The following is a 16174-nucleotide window of genomic DNA, read 5'->3' as shown; positions in this document are numbered from 1 at the left end:
GATGCCAGCCACGGAGACGACCCAGCGGACCGACGAGCGCGCCCCGGCGCGGATCGTCTTCGTCACCGGCCCCTCGGGCGCCGGCCGCTCCACCGCGATCAACGCGCTGGAGGACCTCGGCTTCGAGGCCATCGACAACCTGCCCCTGTCGCTGCTGCCGCGGCTGCTGGAGGGGCCGCCACCGGAACGGCCGATGGCGCTCGGCACCGACGCGCGCAACCGCGACTACTCCGCCGCGGGCCTCGTCGCCGCCTATGAGCGGCTGGGGGAGGCCCCGGGCTACGCGCCCGAGCTCTTGTATCTCGACTGCGCCGCCGACGTGCTGCAGCGGCGTTATTCCGAGACGCGCCGCCGCCACCCGCTGGCCCCCGACGCCGACCCGGCGCAGGGCATCGCGCAGGAGCTGTCGCTGCTGGGCCCGGTGCGGGCGCGGGCGAGCGTGCTGATCGACACCTCGGGGCTGACCCCGCATGAGCTGCGCGCCGAGATCACCCGGCTCTTCGCGCCCGAGGGGGCGGGGCGGCTCGCGATCACGGTGATGTCCTTCTCCTACCGGCGCGGGCTGCCCACCGGGGCAGACCTGGTGTTCGACTGCCGCTTCCTGCGCAACCCGCACTGGGCGCCGGACCTGCGGCCCCGGGACGGGCGCGACCCCCGCGTGCAGGGCTACATCGCCGCCGACCCGCGCTTTGCCCCGTTCCGCGACCGGGTCGCGGAGATGGCCGACCTGCTGCTCCCGGCCTTCGCCGAGGAGGGCAAGAGCCACCTGACCATCGCCTTCGGATGCACGGGCGGGCAACACCGGTCGGTGGCGATGGCCGAAATCCTGTCCGCGCACCTTGCGGAGGCCGGGTGGCCCGTGTCTAAAAGGCACAGGGAAGTGGACCAGCGCCGCCCCGAGCCGGCCGGCGCTGCGGAGAGGCCAGAGGCGAACAGGACGTGATCGGCATCGTGATCGTTGCCCATGGGGGCCTCGCACCCGAGCTGAAGCGGGCGACCGAGCACGTGGTGGGCCAGCAGGCGGCGATGATCGCCATCTCGGTCGGCCCCGAGGACGACCGCGCCGCGCGCACCCGCGAGATCTGCGAGGCGGCCGATGCCGTCGACGACGGATCGGGGGTCGTGGTGGTGACCGACATGTTCGGCGGCTCGCCGTCGAACCTGTCGCTGACCGCCTGCCGGCCGCAGAACCGCAAGATCCTGACGGGGGTGAACCTGCCGATGCTGATCAAGCTGGCGAAATCGCGCAATCTGCCGGTGGAGGAGGCGGTCGCCCGCGCCGCCGAGGCCGGCCGCCGCTACATCAACGCCTTCGACGGAGCCCCGTGACCGCCATGTCCGACGCCCATGTGATCCGTCACCTCGACATCGTGAACGTGAAGGGCCTGCACGCCCGCGCCTCGGCGCGCTTCGTGGAGGTCGTCGAGGCGCATGACGCGAGGGCCACCGTCCGCCGCGATGGGCTGAGCGCCGCCGGCGACTCGATCATGGGGCTTTTGATGTTGGCAGCCTCCATGGGAACCTCTATTGAGGTCGAAACCACCGGCCCGGAGGCTGAACGGCTCGCGGATGCGCTGGAAGCGCTGGTCAAGGACCGCTTCGGCGAGGCGAGCTGATCCGGGAAGACGACGGCGAAAGACCGGATGGGACGAGGGCGCGTGACCGATACAAGTTCCCGCAAGTTCGCGGCGCCGCGTCCGCCGCTGATGTCGGGGCCCGACCGGGTCTACGACCGGCGGAGCCTGACCTACTCCAACACCTTCGGAAATCCGTGGACCCGCACCGCGATCAAGGCGATCGAGTGGATGACGGGCAAGCTGACGATCCTGCGGCGGGTGCGGCAGTTCGAGCAGATGGGTGAGTTCCGGGGCCAGGCCTTCTGGCCGGCCACCATGAAGGTGATGGGCATCGACCTGCAGACGCCCGCCCACCAGCTCGACCGCATCCCCGCCACGGGGCCGGTGGTGTTCGTGGCGAACCACCCCCACGGGCTGGTCGACGGCATGATCCTCGCCGACCTGATCGGGCGGCGGCGCGACGACTACCGCATCCTGACGCGCGCACTGCTGACCGGGATCGACGAGGCGGCGGCGAGCTACATGATCCCCGTGCCCTTCCCCCACGAGGAGGACGCGCAGGAAAAGATGCTGCAGATGCGGGCGACCGCGATGGGGCATCTCGGCAACGGCGGTCTGATCGCGCTGTTCCCCTCGGGGGCGGTCGCGGCGTCCGAGACGATGTGGGGTCCGGCGATCGAGGGCGAGTGGAACGTCTTCACCGCCAAGATGATCCGCACCTCGGGGGCGACCATCGTGCCGTGCTTCTTCACCGGCTCGAACTCGCGCGCCTACCAGATCGCGAACCGGATCTCGCCGATCCTGCGGCAGGGGCTGCTGATCCACGAGGTGGTGCACAGCTTCGACAAGCCGCAGGCCCCGATCATCGGCCACCCGATCCCGCCCGAGGCGTGGAAGGACCGGATCGGCAAGCCGCGGGACTTCATGGCCTGGCTGCGCGCGCGCACGCTGGCCCTGAGGGACGACCCCGACCAGAGGTAGCGGCAGCTTCTTGCAAGAAGCTACCCACGTCCTTGCAAGGACGTGGGCAGGCGCTTGCAAGCGCCTGGGCAGACCCTTGCAAGGGTCTGCCGCCGGTCAGCGCGTCGGAACCGGCACCTCGCCGCGGTAGTCGTAGAAGCCGCGCTGGGTCTTGCGGCCCAGCCACCCCGCCTCGACGTATTTGGTCAGCAGCGGGCAGGGCCGATACTTGGTGTCCGCCAGCCCGTCGTGCAGCACGTTCATGATCGCGAGGCAGGTGTCGAGCCCGATGAAGTCGGCCAGCTCCAGCGGCCCCATCGGGTGGTTCGTCCCCAGCTTCATCGCCATGTCGATCGAGGTGACGTTCCCCACCCCTTCGTACAGCGTGTAGACCGCCTCGTTGATCATCGGCATCAGGATGCGGTTGACGATGAAGGCCGGGAAATCCTCGGCCGTGGCGGCCGTCTTGCCCAGCCGGTCCACCACCGACTTGCACGCCTTGAACGTCTCCTCGTCGGTGGCGATGCCGCGGATCAGCTCCACCAGCTGCATCACCGGCACCGGGTTCATGAAGTGGAACCCCATGAACTTTTCCGGCCGGTCGGTACGGCTGGCCAGCCGCGTGATCGAGATCGACGAGGTGTTCGAGGTCAGGATCGTGGTCGGCTTCAGGTGCGGCAGCAGGTCCTCGAAGATCGCCTGCTTCACCGTCTCGCGCTCGGTCGCGGCCTCGATCACGAGGTCCGTGGGCCCGAGCTCGGCCAGCGTGGTCGTGGTGCGGATGCGGGCCATGGCGGCGGCCATCTCGGCCTCGCTGATCTTGCCGCGGCTGACCTGCCGGCCAAGGTTCTTCTCGATCAGGGACAGCGCCCGCGACAGGGCGTCGGCGCTGATGTCGGTCATCACCACGTCGTAGCCCGCCAGCGCGCAGACATGGGCGATGCCGTTGCCCATCTGCCCCGCCCCGACCACGCCGATCGATGAAATCTCCATGGCCCGTCCCCCGCGCTCGCCTGTCGCGCGCACCATAGGCGCGGCACGCGCCCCGAGACAAGCCCGCCCGCCGCGGCCCAAGCGCGCGGGGCGGGGGCGGCGGAATACGTAAAAGTCTTTGTGAAATAGAAGCTTATCCCTTTGGAAACCTCTTGGCACCAGTCTGGTCGTGGGTGAGTCCTCGATCCGGCAGGAGGGGTGGTGCATGAGTTTCGAACAGCGGGGCCCGCTGCCCCTGGACTATCAGCCGGTCAGCTATCCCGGCTCCGTCCTGCGGTTCCGCGGCCCCGGCCACGCGCTGGAACCGCCCTACGTCCTCTGTCTCGGCGGGACGGAGACCTTCGGCCGCTTCATTCCCCTGCCCTACGCCACGCAGCTCGACGCCGCGCTGCCGGCCGCGGTGGTGAACATGGGGGTGATGAACGCGGGGCTCGACGTGCTGATGCACGACCCGGCGATCCGGGCGGCGACGGCCGGCGCCGCGGCCGTGGTGCTGCAGGTCACCGGGGCGCAGAACATGAGCAACCGCTTCTACGCCGTGCATCCGCGGCGCAACGACCGCTTCGTCAAGGCGACGGCGATCCTGCGCACCGTCTACCGCGACGTGGATTTCACCGAATTCCACTACACGCGGCACCTGCTGACCCATCTCCGGGCGCTGTCGGCCGACCGCTTCGGCATCGTCGAGGCCGAACTGCGCACCGCCTGGGTGGCGCGGATGAAGGGGTTTCTCGGCCGGACGGCGGCACCCGTGCACCTGATGTGGCTGTCACGCCGCGCGCCGGGCGACGCGCCGCCCGCGGGCGGGCTGGGTGCCGACCCCGTGCTGGTCACCGCGGCCATGCTGGAGGAGGTCACCCCGCTGGCCGCCTCCCTCACCGTCGCGGTGGCGCCGCCCGCCGAGGGGCCGGCGGCCACGCGCGGCATGTTCTACGCCCCGCGGGAGGAGGCCGCGGCGCGCGCCCTGCCCGGCCCCGAGGCGCATGACCTGGCCGCGGCGCTGCTGCGCGACCGGCTGGGCTGAAACGGAACCCGCCCCGGGCCGGGGGCCACGGGGCGGGTCAAATCGTGACAGGCGACAGGCTCACAGCTTGGAGGTCAGCTCCGGCACCGCCTCGAACAGGTCGGCGACGAGGCCGTAGTCGGCGACCTGGAAGATCGGCGCCTCCTCGTCCTTGTTGATCGCGACGATCACCTTGCTGTCCTTCATGCCGGCGAGGTGCTGGATCGCGCCCGAGATGCCGACGGCGACGTAGAGCTGCGGCGCCACGACCTTGCCGGTCTGGCCCACCTGCCAGTCGTTCGGCGCATAGCCCGAATCGACCGCCGCGCGGGACGCGCCCACCGCGGCGCCCAGCTTGTCGGCCAGCGCCTCGATCAGGGCGAACTGCTCCTGGCTGCCGACGCCGCGACCACCCGAGACGACGATGCCCGCCGAGGTCAGCTCGGGGCGGTCCGAGGCCGCCACCTTGTCCTCGACCCATTCCGACAGGCCCGCGCCCGCCGCCGTGCCCAGCGCCTCGACCGGCGCCGCATTGCCCGCGCCGGCGGCGTCGAAGCCCGCGGTGCGGACGGTCATCACCTTGACCTTGTCCGACGACTTGACGGTCTGGATCGCGTTGCCGGCGTAGATCGGCCGCTCGAAGGTCTCGGCGTCGACCACGGCGGTCACCTCCGAGATCACCATCACGTCGAGCAGCGCCGCGACCCGCGGCAGCACGTTCTTGGCATCCGAAGTCGCGGGCGCCGCGATGTGGCTGTAGCCGCCCGCCAGCGAGACCACGAGGTCGGCCACTGGCTCGGCCAGCATGTGGCAATAGCCGTGGTCGCCCGCGAACAGCACCTTGGACACGCCCTGCAACGTGGCCGCCTCGGCCGCCGCGGCGTCGCCGCCCTGGCCCGCGACCAGCACGTGGACCTCGCCAAGCGAGGCCACCGCCGTCAGCGCCTTGGCCACCGCGTCGGTCGCGAGCTGGCCGTTCGTCACGTCCGCAAGAAGAAGAACCGCCATCAGATCACCCCCGCCTCGTCCTTGAGTTTCGCGATCAGCTCGTCGACCGAGCCCACCTTGACGCCCGCCTTGCGCGCGCCCGGCTCGGCGGTCTTGACCACGGTCAGCCGCGGCGTGACGTCGACGCCGTAGTCGGCGGCGGTCTTTTCCTCCAACGGCTTCTTCTTGGCCTTCATGATGTTCGGCAGCGACGCGTAGCGCGGCTCGTTCAGGCGCAGGTCCACGGTCACGACCGCGGGCATCTTGACCTTGACGGTCTGCAGGCCCCCGTCGACCTCGCGGGTGACGAGCGCGTGGTCGCCCTCGACGGCGACCTCCGAGGCGAAGGTCGCCTGGCTCCAGCCCAGCAGCGCGGCCAGCATCTGGCCGGTCGCGTTCATGTCGTTGTCGATGGCCTGCTTGCCGGCCAGCACGAGGCCCGGCTGCTCGGCCTCGACCACCTTGGCGAGGATCTTGGCCACCGCCAGCGGCTCGATGTCCTGGTGCACGTCGTCGGCGGAGACCACCAGGATCGCGCGGTCGGCCCCCATGGCCAGCGCGGTGCGCAGCGTCTCCTGCGCCTGCTTGACGCCGATCGAGACGGCCACGACCTCCTCGGCCTTGCCGGCCTCCTTCAGGCGGATCGCCTCCTCGACCGCGATTTCGTCGAAGGGGTTCATCGACATCTTCACGTTGGCGAGATCGACCCCGGAGCCATCCGCCTTCACGCGGACCTTCACGTTGTAGTCGATCACGCGCTTGACGGGTACGAGTACCTTCATCGCGTCTCTCCTCTCACGGGCGCCGAGGCGCCGAACGAACCTTCAAGGGCGAGTGTTAGTGCGATCGGGGGGTCGAAAACAGGTCAAAATCGACGCGGGCCGGTCATTCGACGCCGCGTCAGACCGGCGCGGTGCGTTGCCAGAGCTCGGCGGCGATGGCCGCGTAGCAGGCCAGCGAGCCGAGAAACACGAAGACATGCCAGATCGTGTTGTGGAACGGCAGCCGTTCCCACAGCAGGAAGGCGATGCCGGCCGAATAGGTGATGCCGCCCGCCGCCAGCAGCCAGAAGCCCAGCGGCGTCAGGCCCGACACCAGCGGCCCGCCCCAGAGCGCCCCTGCCCAGCCCAGCCCGAGATAGAGCGGGATGGCGAGCCAGGTGTAGCGGCTGGAAAACAGGATCAGCGCGGCGCCCGCGGCGGCGACGGTCCAGATCGCCGCCAGGAACCCCGCCTGCCCCGCCGCCAGCACGGCGAAGGGCGTGTAGGTGCCCGCGATCTTGAAGTAGATGGCCGACTGGTCCATCCGGCGCAGCCGGTCGACCCAGGCCGGGCGGCGCAGCAGGTTGTAGGCCGCGGAAAAGGACCACATGGCGAGGCCGGTGGCGAAGTAGACCGCGACGGCGATGACGATGGCCGGTTCCCCGATCCGGTAGGCCGCCATCGCGATCAGGAGCGGCCCGCCGACCAGCGCCGCGCCGATGCCCGAGGCGTGCACGATGGCGTCCGAGATGTACTCGGCGCGTGTGTAGGGGCGGCTGCCGGCAATGTGGCTCATGTCAATAAAGATAGCACGATCCGGGCCGTCTCCCATCGCGTCGTTGCCGATCTGACGTAACGTCCGATGCCCGGGGCGGGCCGCGCCCCTCCCCTCAGCTCAGGCGGCGGCGCGCAGATCCTCGTGCAGGCCCAGCTTGCGCATCGCCGGCAGGAATCGGTTGTAGCGCGGCACCTCGCCCAGCGCGGCCATGCCGACGCAATACTTGGAGCATCCGCCGACCGGATGCAGGTGGCGCGCCCGGAGCACCCTGTCCGCCAGCCCGTTGCCCCGCGCCGACTTGGTTTCCACGATGACGAGGTCGTCGGACACCGCGCGGCGGCGGTCGCCCCACCAGAACGAGAGGCCGGCGTCGATCGTCATGCGCTCGCCGCCGTCGCGCGCGGCCAGCGTCATCCGCCGGTAGCGCATCTGGATCACCGGGTGGAGCTCGGCCTCGAACGGCGCGCCGTACAGCGCGCTGTAGCTGCCCGCGACATGGGCGCGGCCCGCATCGCAGAGGTGATGCCGCCGGTCCGGGTCGACCGGGATGCGCCGCTTGACGGTCACGCCGCGCTTGTCCTTGAGCTTGATCTCGACGAAGCACAGGCCGGCGTCGACATAGGCCCGGGTGCGGACCTTGCAGCGCCGCCGGCGGCCCTGGTGGTGGTCGAAGAAGCTCTGGCGCCCGTCGTCGTCGAAATAGACCGTCTCGTAGGTAAAGAGGCGCTGGCCGTCGATGTCGAGGACCTCGAAGATCTCCGAAAGCCCCGCGGCCGCGCCCATCAGGTCGGAGACCGTCAGCACGTACTTGTTGTCGAGCCGGGTCATCATCGCGGCCTTGGCGTTCATCTCGTCCAGGGTGACGGGGGCGAAACGGGTGGCGAACTCGTCCAGCATGGCGGGTTTCCTCGGGCTCTGCGGGGATCAGGACTTGCGGTAGAAGACGTTGATGACCGCGAGGTCGTTCACGTAGTTCAGGCCGACGATGTTGTAGGACATCACCTCGACGCCGAGCCGGTGCGACAGGTCGCGGCGCATCAGCTCGGGGTCGGACAGGGCGTGGGGGTCGATCTGGTCGAGCGTGATCTGGATCCCGTCCGACAGGCGCAGGACCCGGGGATGGTCGATGATGTAGGCAGCGGCGAGCACGAGCGCGGTCACCAGCATCACGAAGACCAGGCTGGTGCCCATGACCGAGCAGATCACGGCGATGGCGATGGCGCCGAAGAAGTAGCTGATCTCGAGCTTGTCGATCTGTTCGGACCGCAGCGAGAACAGCGCTAGGATCGCGAACAGGCCGAACCCCGCGGCGAGGCTGAACTCGACCGAGGACAGGATCGTCAGCACGGCGAAGGCGAAGGTGTTGAACATGGCCGCGGTCGTGGCCAGCTGCTTGTCGCGGTAACGGCGGTAGAACATCCCGAAGATGAGCAGGGTCATGGCCGCGGTGTTGATGGCAAAGCGCGCCAGCAGGTCGACCGCCTGCGTGTGGGTCATGTCGAGCATCGAAAACGTCCCTCTCGTGGTCCGGGCCGGGTCGGTCCGGCCTCCTGTCATCCGCCTGTTACAGGACGGAGATAGGGTGGAGGGAATCGGGCAGCGGTTTAATCGCCGCCCTTAGGGCCAGCGTTTAAGCCGTTATAACCTAGGTTTACGGCTCACGGTCCGTGTCTGCCCATCAATTGTGCAGGTGTCGTGTTGCAGGCCGGGTCAGATCGACTTGCGCGCCTTCAGCGCCGCCGAGATGGTTCCGTCGTCGAGGTAATCCAGCTCCCCGCCGATGGGCACGCCCTGCGCCAGAGAGGTGACGGAAACCCCCGTGCCCGCTAGCGCGTCGGCGATGTAATGCGCCGTGGTCTGGCCGTCGACGGTGGCGTTCAGCGCCAGGATCACCTCGGTCGCGTGCTCCGAGGTGACGCGGTCCATGAGCCGCGGGATGCGCAGGTCCTCGGGGCCCACGTCATCCAGCGCCGACAGCGTGCCGCCCAGCACGTGGTAGCGCCCGGCGAAGGCGCCGCCGCGCTCCATCGCCCACAGGTCGGCGACATCCTCGACCACGCAGATCTGCCCGTTGGCGCGGCGCGCGTCGGTGCAGATCGGGCACAGCTCGGCGGTGCCGATGTTGCCGCAGTTCAGGCATTCCCGCGCGGCCTCGGCCACGCGGGTCATCGCCTCGGCGAGCGGGCGCATCAACGGCCCGCGCTTCTTGATGAGGTGCAGCACCGCGCGCCGGGCCGACCGGGGCCCGAGCCCGGGCAGGCGGGCCATGATCTCGATCAGGGCCTCGATATCCTTGGGCGCCTCGGCCACGGCTCAGAACGGGAGTTTCATTCCGGGCGGCAGGCCCATGCCCTCGGTCAGCTTGGCCAGCTCTTCCTGGCTTTTCTCCTGCGCGCGGGCCTGCGCGTCCTTGATCGCGGCGAGGATCAGGTCCTCGACCACTTCCTTGTCGTCCTGGTTGAAGATCGAGGGGTCGATGTTCAGGCCGATCAGCTCGCCCTTGGCCGTGGCGGTCGCCTTGACGAGGCCCGCGCCCGACTGCCCCTCGACCGTCATGGTCTCGAGGGCGGCCTGCATCTCGGCCATCTTCGTCTGCATTTCCTGCGCCTGCTTCATCAGCTTGGCCATGTCGCCAAGCCCGCCCAGACCCTTCAGCATCGGTTTCTCTCCGTCTTTGCGCGTGCCGCCAGAGATACGCGGGGGGCGCGCAGGCCACAAGCTATTCGTCCTCGAACGGGTCCCAGTCCTCGGGCAGGTCGTCGGGTTCGGGCAGCTCGGGCAGCGCCTCGGCGCGGGCCTCGGCCTGCAGCTCCTCGCGGGTGCGGATGGCGGCGATGCGGGCCTCGGGGAACGCCGCCTTGACCGCCTGCAACAGCGGGTGCTGCATCAGCTCGGCCTCCATCGCGCGGCGGTCGGCCTGGTCCTCCTCGGCGATGGTCTGGCCGCCGCCGCTGTTCGCCACGGCGACGATCCAGTTCGCCCCGGTCGCCAGATGCAGCGCGCGCTTGAGCCGCTGCACGAGGTCGCCCGGCGCGTCATCTGTCGGCTGAAGCTCGATCCGGCCGGGGGCGTAGGACACCAGCCGCAGGCAGGTCTTGACCTCGACCAGCAGCTTGATGTCGCGCAGCTCCTCCAGCAGCGCGACGACGCTGCGGAAACTGGGGTAGGCGGACAGGTCCGGGCCGGGCTGGACCTGCAGCGCCGCCTGCGCGCCGCCCCCGCCGCCACGGGGCGCGGGCGCCTGCGCGCGGGGGGCATGGACCGGGCCGCCGCCGCCCATGGGCCGGGCGGGGCCGCCACCGCCCGCCGGGGCCGGCGTCGATTGCAGCTTCTTCACGAGGTCGCCGGGGGGGGGCAGGTCGGCCACATGGGTCAGCCGGATCACCGCCATCTCGGCGGCCATCATGGCGTTGGGGGCCAACGCGACCTCCTCCAGCGCCTTGAGCAGCATCTGCCACATCCGCGTCAGCACCCGCATCGGCAGGCGGTCGGCGAGGGCCCGGCCGCGCACGCGTTCCTCGGGCGGGATGGTCGGGTCCTCGGCGGCCTCAGGGGTGATCTTCACCACGCTCAGCCAGTGGGTGATCTCGGCCAGGTCGCGCAGCACCGCCACCGGGTCGGCCCCGTCGGCGTATTGCGCGCCCAGCTCGGACAGCGCGGCGGCGGTGTCGCCGCGCATGATCGCCTCGAACAGGTCCAGCACCCGGCCCCGGTCGGCGAGGCCCAGCATGGCGCGGACCTGGTCGGCGGTGGTTTCGCCCGCGCCATGGGCGATGGCCTGGTCCAGAAGGCTCATCGCGTCCCGCACCGACCCCTCGGCGGCGCGCGTGATCAGGGCCAGCGCGTCGTCGGCGATCTGCGCCCCCTCCCGCACCGCCACGCGGCGCAGGTGGTCGATCATCACCTCGGGCTCGATCCGGCGCAGGTCGAAGCGCTGGCAGCGGGACAGGACCGTCACCGGCACCTTGCGGATCTCGGTCGTGGCGAACAGGAACTTCACGTGCGGCGGCGGTTCCTCCAGCGTCTTGAGGAGCGCGTTGAACGCGCTCGTCGACAGCATGTGGACCTCGTCGATGATGAAGATCTTGTAGCGCGCCTGGGCCGCGCGGTAGCTGACCGTCTCGATGATCGCGTCACGGATGTTCTGCACGCCGGTGTTCGACGCGGCGTCCATTTCCATCACGTCGACGTGGCGGCCCTCGGCGATGGCGACGCAGTTCTGGCAGACGCCGCAGGGGTCGGTGGTGGGCTTGCCCTGCCCGTCCGGCCCGATGCAGTTCAGCCCCTTGGCGATGATCCGCGCGGTCGTGGTCTTGCCGGTGCCGCGGATGCCCGTCAGCATGAAGGCCTGCGCGATGCGGTCGGCGGCGAAGGCGTTCTTGAGCGTGCGCACCATGGCGTCCTGGCCGATCAGGTCGGCAAAGGTCTGCGGGCGGTATTTCCGCGCCAGGACCTGATAGCCGGTGTCGGGGGTGTCGCTCATGTCGCCTCGGTCGGGTGGTCGGGGGTGAACCTAGAGAAGCCGGGCGCCAAGGTCCATGGTGAAGCGGGCGCGCGGCGTGCTAGCTGTGGACCGGAACGGCGGAGGCAGGACATGTCGGAACACACCCCGAACCCGGTGCTGGTGCGCGCGATGACGGGCTTTTTCTGGGCGATGGCGGCTTCGGCGCTGGCCTTCTGGGTCGGCGGCGTGGTCTGGCCCGGCGGCCTGCGGGGCCTGATCGCGGCGCTTGGGCCGGGGCTGGTGGCGGGGTTCGGCGCGCTGCACATCCCGGCGGCGATCGCGGGCATCCTGCTGTGGCAGTGGCAGCGCCACGGGATGCCGGCGCGGCGGCGGGTGCTGCTCGAGGCGGCGACGGCCTATTTCGGGCTGGCGGTGGTGCTGAGCATCTTCCTGAACTTCCTGCTGGTCACGTCGCTGGACAGCGTGGTGTCACCGGCGATGCCGCCGTCGGGCGGGTAGCGAGGCGGCTGCAGGGAGGCGGACCCGTTCGGGATCGTTTCCGGGAAACGACCCTGTCGGGCAACGCGTATCGCGCCTGTGGCGCGATACACTGGGGTGAGAGGCTGGACATCGACCCAAGCGGGGCTCGTTGTGGCTGCTTCCTTCCGGACCTGACCAGGTTGGCGAGGCGCCTGCCCGCGCCAACCTCTCGACACGTCACATAGGAAATCCGGGCGCCGGGCGCAAGGCGGCGCGACCACCGCCGCGACACCCCCGCCATCGCCCCGGTTTGATCATGGGTTTTCCCTATCAAGCCGTTTTCAGGCGGCACGCGCGAACGGCGCACTTCGTTTGCACCCGCCGGGATGCTAAGACGCCCCCGCAGCAAGGGGTTTTCCAGCCATGACATCGGTCACGTTCAATGCAGCAAGGGGTATGCTCGGCCCGGGCGGCCCGTCGCGGTTCATGCCAGCCCAGAACCTGGGCGAAAGCACCCTGGTGTTCGACAGCGCCAACCTGGGCGCCGCGACGACGGTCAGCCTGGACGGCGGCACCACCTTCACGAGTTTCAGCGTGCTGGATGCGGGCCTCGTCTCGCCCAAGAGCAACAACAACTTCTTCAAGGACTTCGACGAATTCTCGGCCGACGACCCGCCGTTCTTCGCGGTGATCGAGGTCGGCACCGTGCAGTACATCTTCTTCACCGATTCCCCGACCTCCGCCGGGCGGCTCTCGGGCAACATCTTTCTCGACGGCGGACTGGTGATCTGTTTCGAGGCCTCGACCGAGATCATGACCGACCAAGGCGCGCGCGCCGTCAGCGACCTGAAACCGGGCGACCGCGTGCTGACGCGCGACCACGGCTGGTCGACGGTGCGGTGGGCCGGGCAGCGGACCGTCGCCGCGACCGAGGCGCTGGCGCCCGTGACGATCCACGCCGATGCCTTCGGGCCGGGCCGGCCCAGCGTCGATATCCGGGTATCGCCGTGGCACCGGATCCTGGTGGCGGACGCGATGGCCGAGTTGCTCTTCGGCGTGTCCGAGGCGCTGGCCCCGGCGCTGTGGCTGGTGAACGACCGCACGATCACGCGCGACCGCTCGGCCCGCTTCGTGACCTATGCGCACATCCTGTGTGACGACCACGAGATCGTCTACACCTCGGGCCTGATGAGCGAGACGCTGCATCCCGGCCATGTCGCGCTCGGCACGCTGAGCGCGCAGCAGCGCGCCGAGATCGAGGCCATCTTCCCCGAGCTTTTCGCCGATGGCATTCCGGCGGGCGCGTCCCTCGCCCGGCGGTCGTTGACGGGCAAGGAAACCCGCGTGCTGCAGCGCACCGGGCGGTGATCAGCCCGGGCTGCGCTCGGCCCAGCCGGCGAAGATGCGCTCGAGGAACACGATGGCGTAGAACAGCAGGATGCCCAGCGCCGCCAGCGCGAACAGCACCGCAAACATCAGCGGGTAGTCCGCGCTGATCCGGCCCGAATCGAACAGGTCGCCCAGACCTCGGCCATGGGGCGAGACGATCTCCATCAGGTTCGTGCCGATGAAGGCCAGCGTGACCGCGACCTTCAGGGCGCCGAAGAATTCGGGCAGGGTCTTGGGCAGCGCGATCTTCCAGAAGATGGTGAAGTTCGACGCCCCGAGGCTCCGCAGGATGTCGCGGTATTCGGGTTCCAGCGTCGACAGGCCGATCGAGACCGACACCGCGATGGGGAAGAACGAGATCAGGAAGGCGATCAGCACGGTGTTGAAATCGTGCTGGCCCACGAACATCAGCGCCACGATGGGCACCACGGTCGCCTTGGGGATGGCGTTGAAGCCGACGAGAATGGGATAGAGCCCCTCGCGCGCGAAGCGGGAAAAGCCCATGATCATGCCGATCAGCGTGCCGAAGACGACGGCAAGCCCGAGGCCCGCCACGGTGCGCCACAGCGTTTCCCAGGACTTGATCAGGAACAGGTCCCAGAACCGGATGTAGCGCGGGATCAGGTCCGAGGGGCTGGCCATGCGGTAGTCGGGAAGCTGGTTGTACCAGACCGCCCATTCCCACAGCGCCAGGATGCCGACGATGAAGATCGTGGGCGCGAGGATCTTGCGCAGCGTGTCGCTCATGCGTGGGCCTCCGCCGCCGGGTGGCCGTCGAGGGGCGCGTCCGCGTCCGTCGCGCGGCCCTGGGCGACCTGGATCTGGTGGCGCAGGATGGCCAGCATCTCGACCGCCCTGGGGGAATAGAGATCGTCGAGCGACCGCTTGCCGGGCAGGTCGACCTCGAGCACGTATTGCGCGTGGGCCGGGCGGCCCGACAGCACGATCACCTGGTCGGCGAGGAACACCGATTCCCGCAGGTCATGGGTGATGAGGAGGCAGGTGAACGGCTCCTCCTCGCGCAGGTCGTGCATGGTGCACCACAGGTCCTCGCGGGTGAAGGCGTCGAGCGCGCCGAAGGGCTCGTCGAGGATCAGCACGTCGGGCTTGTGGATGATCGAGCGGCACAGGCTCGCGCGCTGGCGCATCCCGCCGGACAGCTCGGACGGGCGCTTGTCCTCGAAGCCCTTGAGGCCCACCAGCTCCAGCAGGTGACGCGCGCGCGCCTCGGCCTCGGCCCGGGACATGGGCGACCTTACGATCTCCATCGGCAGGAGCACGTTCTGCAGGATCGTGCGCCATTCCAGCAGCACGGGGTTCTGGAACGCCATGCCCACGGTGGGACGCGGCGAGGTCACCAGCTGCGAATGCAGCCAGACCTGCCCCTCGTTCGGCTTCATCAGCCCCGACACCAGCCGCGTCAGGGTGGACTTGCCGCAACCGGACGGACCGACCACGGCGGCAAAGCTGTTCTCGGGGATCTTGATCGACAGGCTGTCGAGCACCGGCAGCGGCCCGGCCTTGGTGCGGTAGGCGTGCGTCACCTCCCGCAGTTCGATCATGTAGGGGGAACTCGCCATGGCCGTCCTTTGCAGGCAAACGCCCGGGGCCGCGTTGACCGGGTCCCGGGCGGTGGTCTGGTGTCAGTGCCGCGTCACTGCGGCGCGATCATCCGCACCTCGGCCTCGGGCAGGTAGGCGTCGGTGAAGTACAGCGAGGCGTCCGGCTCGTTCTGGAACTCGTAGGTCAGGCGCAGCTGCTCGATGGCGGTGGCCATGCGGTCGGGGTCGATGTTGCCCATGCCGTTGGCGACCACGTAGTCGGTCAGCACGTTGCCCTCGATCGCCAGCTGCAGGCGGCGGGTCTCCAGCTCGACGTCGCCGGCGGGGTTGCGGGCGATGACGGCGGCGGCACCGGCGGCCGGGTCCGCGATGGCGGCCGACCAGCCGCGCGCGATGGCGCGCAGGGCGCCGGTCACGGCCTCGGGGTTCTCGGCGGCGAAGGCGGTGTTCACGATCACCGCGTTGCCGTAGAGCGCCACGCCGTGATCGGAGAACATGATCGTGGTGATGTCCTCCTCGGGGATGCCGAGGCGGGCGAGCGACAGGTAGGACGAGAAGTTGAAGCCGGTCACCGCGTCCACGTTGCCCTCGGCCAGCATCGGCTCGCGGGTCGGGAAGCCGACGGGCTCGACCGTGATGGTCGACACGTCGATGTCGTTCACCGCAGCGAGGATCGGGAACTGCGCCCAGGCACCATCCGGCGGCGGTGCGCCGAGGGTGGAACCCTCGAGATCCTCGATGCCCGAGATGCCCTGGCTGACGCGGCCCACGATGGCGAAGGGCGGGCTGTCATAGGTCATCATCACGGCCGTCACCGGCGCGCCGGGGTTCTGGTCGAGGAAGCGGATCAGGCTGTTGATGTCGGCAAAGCCCAGCGGGAAGGCGCCCGAGGCGACCTTCGGGATGGCATCGAGCGAGCCTTCGCCGGCGGTGACCGACACGTTCAGCCCCTCTTCGGCGAAGTAGCCGTTGTCGATGGCCAGGAAGTAGGGCGCCGACGGCCCCTCGAAGCGCCAGTCGAGGGCGAAGTTGATGTCGATGTCCTGGGCGGCGAGCGGGGTCGCCGCGATCAGCGTGGCGGCGAGGGTGGGAATGGCACGGGTGAGCAAGCGGTCTCTCCTTCGGCTTGGCAGCGCCTTTTGGGGGCACAAACGCGGTTACCTGATCGGCGCGGCCCGCCCGCGTCAACGGGGCAACTGCCTGCGAAACGGGCATCTGGGCAGTTCCTGCACAGGCAGGT

The 16174-nt window shown here is 69.5% G+C and carries 19 protein-coding genes and 1 other RNA gene; 7 read left to right on the top strand and 13 right to left on the bottom strand.

The genetic code is table 11. The features are described from left to right. Nucleotide 1 precedes the first annotated feature (1 nt). From rapZ to HCU73_RS00135, 4 genes are all read left to right on the top strand, one after another. Complete coding sequence (rapZ, locus tag HCU73_RS00150) at nt 2–943, top strand: RNase adapter RapZ (RefSeq protein WP_168621389.1); 942 nt, start codon at nt 2–4, stop codon at nt 941–943. Next, complete coding sequence (locus HCU73_RS00145) at nt 940–1329, top strand: PTS sugar transporter subunit IIA domain-containing protein (protein ID WP_168621388.1); 390 nt, start codon at nt 940–942, stop codon at nt 1327–1329. The genes rapZ and HCU73_RS00145 overlap by 4 nt, the downstream gene beginning before the upstream one ends. A 5-nt stretch (nt 1330–1334) precedes the next feature. Beyond that, the gene (locus HCU73_RS00140) at nt 1335–1616 is read left to right on the top strand and encodes an HPr family phosphocarrier protein (protein ID WP_168621387.1); all 282 of its coding nucleotides are present in this window, start codon (nt 1335–1337) and stop codon (nt 1614–1616) included. A 90-nt stretch (nt 1617–1706) separates the two neighbouring features. Then, complete coding sequence (locus tag HCU73_RS00135; protein ID WP_168622314.1) at nt 1707–2558, top strand: lysophospholipid acyltransferase family protein; 852 nt, start codon at nt 1707–1709, stop codon at nt 2556–2558. A 96-nt stretch (nt 2559–2654) separates the two neighbouring features. On the opposite strand, the gene HCU73_RS00130 is transcribed toward HCU73_RS00135, so the two are convergent. Then, nucleotides 2655–3530: a 3-hydroxybutyryl-CoA dehydrogenase gene (locus tag HCU73_RS00130; protein ID WP_168621386.1), complete on the bottom strand. Its 876-nt coding sequence runs from the start codon at nt 3528–3530 to the stop codon at nt 2655–2657. A gap of 205 nt (nt 3531–3735) precedes the next feature. On the opposite strand from HCU73_RS00130, the gene HCU73_RS00125 reads away from it, so the two are divergent. Further along, complete coding sequence (locus HCU73_RS00125; protein WP_168621385.1) at nt 3736–4554, top strand: DUF6473 family protein; 819 nt, start codon at nt 3736–3738, stop codon at nt 4552–4554. 60 nt (nt 4555–4614) lie between these two features. On the opposite strand, the gene HCU73_RS00120 is transcribed toward HCU73_RS00125, so the two are convergent. From HCU73_RS00120 to HCU73_RS00085, 8 genes are all read right to left on the bottom strand, one after another. Beyond that, the gene (locus HCU73_RS00120) at nt 4615–5541 is read right to left on the bottom strand and encodes an electron transfer flavoprotein subunit alpha/FixB family protein (RefSeq protein WP_168621384.1); all 927 of its coding nucleotides are present in this window, start codon (nt 5539–5541) and stop codon (nt 4615–4617) included. After that, nucleotides 5541–6302 carry an electron transfer flavoprotein subunit beta/FixA family protein gene (locus HCU73_RS00115; RefSeq protein ID WP_168621383.1) on the bottom strand — a complete coding sequence of 254 codons (762 nt, stop codon included), beginning with the start codon at nt 6300–6302 and terminating at the stop codon, nt 5541–5543. Before HCU73_RS00115 ends, HCU73_RS00120 begins: the two co-directional genes overlap by 1 nt. Before the next feature lie 118 nt (nt 6303–6420). Next, nucleotides 6421–7077: a PAQR family membrane homeostasis protein TrhA gene (gene trhA, locus HCU73_RS00110; RefSeq protein ID WP_168621382.1), complete on the bottom strand. Its 657-nt coding sequence runs from the start codon at nt 7075–7077 to the stop codon at nt 6421–6423. A 99-nt stretch (nt 7078–7176) separates the two neighbouring features. After that, nucleotides 7177–7956, bottom strand: a complete 780-nt coding sequence (locus HCU73_RS00105; RefSeq protein WP_168621381.1) for a polyphosphate polymerase domain-containing protein — start codon at nt 7954–7956, stop codon at nt 7177–7179. Between the two features lie 27 nt (nt 7957–7983). Continuing rightward, on the bottom strand, nt 7984–8565 hold the full coding sequence (locus tag HCU73_RS00100; protein ID WP_239025401.1) for a DUF4956 domain-containing protein: 582 nt from the start codon (nt 8563–8565) through the stop codon (nt 7984–7986). Between the two features lie 204 nt (nt 8566–8769). Further along, nucleotides 8770–9369 carry a recombination mediator RecR gene (recR, locus tag HCU73_RS00095; protein ID WP_168621380.1) on the bottom strand — a complete coding sequence of 200 codons (600 nt, stop codon included), beginning with the start codon at nt 9367–9369 and terminating at the stop codon, nt 8770–8772. A gap of 3 nt (nt 9370–9372) precedes the next feature. Next, a complete protein-coding gene (locus HCU73_RS00090; RefSeq protein ID WP_168621379.1) occupies nt 9373–9717 on the bottom strand; it encodes a YbaB/EbfC family nucleoid-associated protein in 345 nt (114 codons plus the stop codon). A 61-nt stretch (nt 9718–9778) separates the two neighbouring features. Continuing rightward, a complete protein-coding gene (locus tag HCU73_RS00085) occupies nt 9779–11542 on the bottom strand; it encodes a DNA polymerase III subunit gamma/tau (protein ID WP_168621378.1) in 1764 nt (587 codons plus the stop codon). Nucleotides 11543–11653: 111 nt separating this feature from the next. On the opposite strand from HCU73_RS00085, the gene HCU73_RS00080 reads away from it, so the two are divergent. Beyond that, the gene (locus tag HCU73_RS00080) at nt 11654–12022 is read left to right on the top strand and encodes a hypothetical protein (protein WP_168621377.1); all 369 of its coding nucleotides are present in this window, start codon (nt 11654–11656) and stop codon (nt 12020–12022) included. Between the two features lie 94 nt (nt 12023–12116). Here the strand turns inward: HCU73_RS00080 and ffs are convergent. After that, nucleotides 12117–12215, bottom strand: an RNA gene (gene ffs, locus HCU73_RS00075) — signal recognition particle sRNA small type. A gap of 254 nt (nt 12216–12469) precedes the next feature. On the opposite strand from ffs, the gene HCU73_RS00070 reads away from it, so the two are divergent. Then, nucleotides 12470–13351 carry a Hint domain-containing protein gene (locus HCU73_RS00070; RefSeq protein ID WP_168621376.1) on the top strand — a complete coding sequence of 294 codons (882 nt, stop codon included), beginning with the start codon at nt 12470–12472 and terminating at the stop codon, nt 13349–13351. On the opposite strand, the gene HCU73_RS00065 is transcribed toward HCU73_RS00070, so the two are convergent. From HCU73_RS00065 to HCU73_RS00055, 3 genes are all read right to left on the bottom strand, one after another. Then, nucleotides 13352–14119, bottom strand: coding sequence for an ABC transporter permease (locus HCU73_RS00065; protein ID WP_168621375.1), 768 nt, complete (start codon nt 14117–14119; stop codon nt 13352–13354). Next, on the bottom strand, nt 14116–14952 hold the full coding sequence (locus HCU73_RS00060) for an ABC transporter ATP-binding protein (RefSeq protein ID WP_168621374.1): 837 nt from the start codon (nt 14950–14952) through the stop codon (nt 14116–14118). Before HCU73_RS00060 ends, HCU73_RS00065 begins: the two co-directional genes overlap by 4 nt. A gap of 74 nt (nt 14953–15026) precedes the next feature. After that, entirely contained in the window at nt 15027–16043 is a 1017-nt protein-coding gene (locus tag HCU73_RS00055) for an ABC transporter substrate-binding protein (protein WP_168621373.1), read from the bottom strand. Nucleotides 16044–16174 lie beyond the last annotated feature (131 nt).

The organism is Roseicyclus persicicus (assembly GCF_012395815.1).
GTDB classification, from domain to species: domain Bacteria; phylum Pseudomonadota; class Alphaproteobacteria; order Rhodobacterales; family Rhodobacteraceae; genus Roseicyclus; species Roseicyclus persicicus.
The sequence above is the reverse complement of the archived record's forward strand: the minus strand, read 5'-3'. Positions and strand labels throughout refer to the sequence as shown.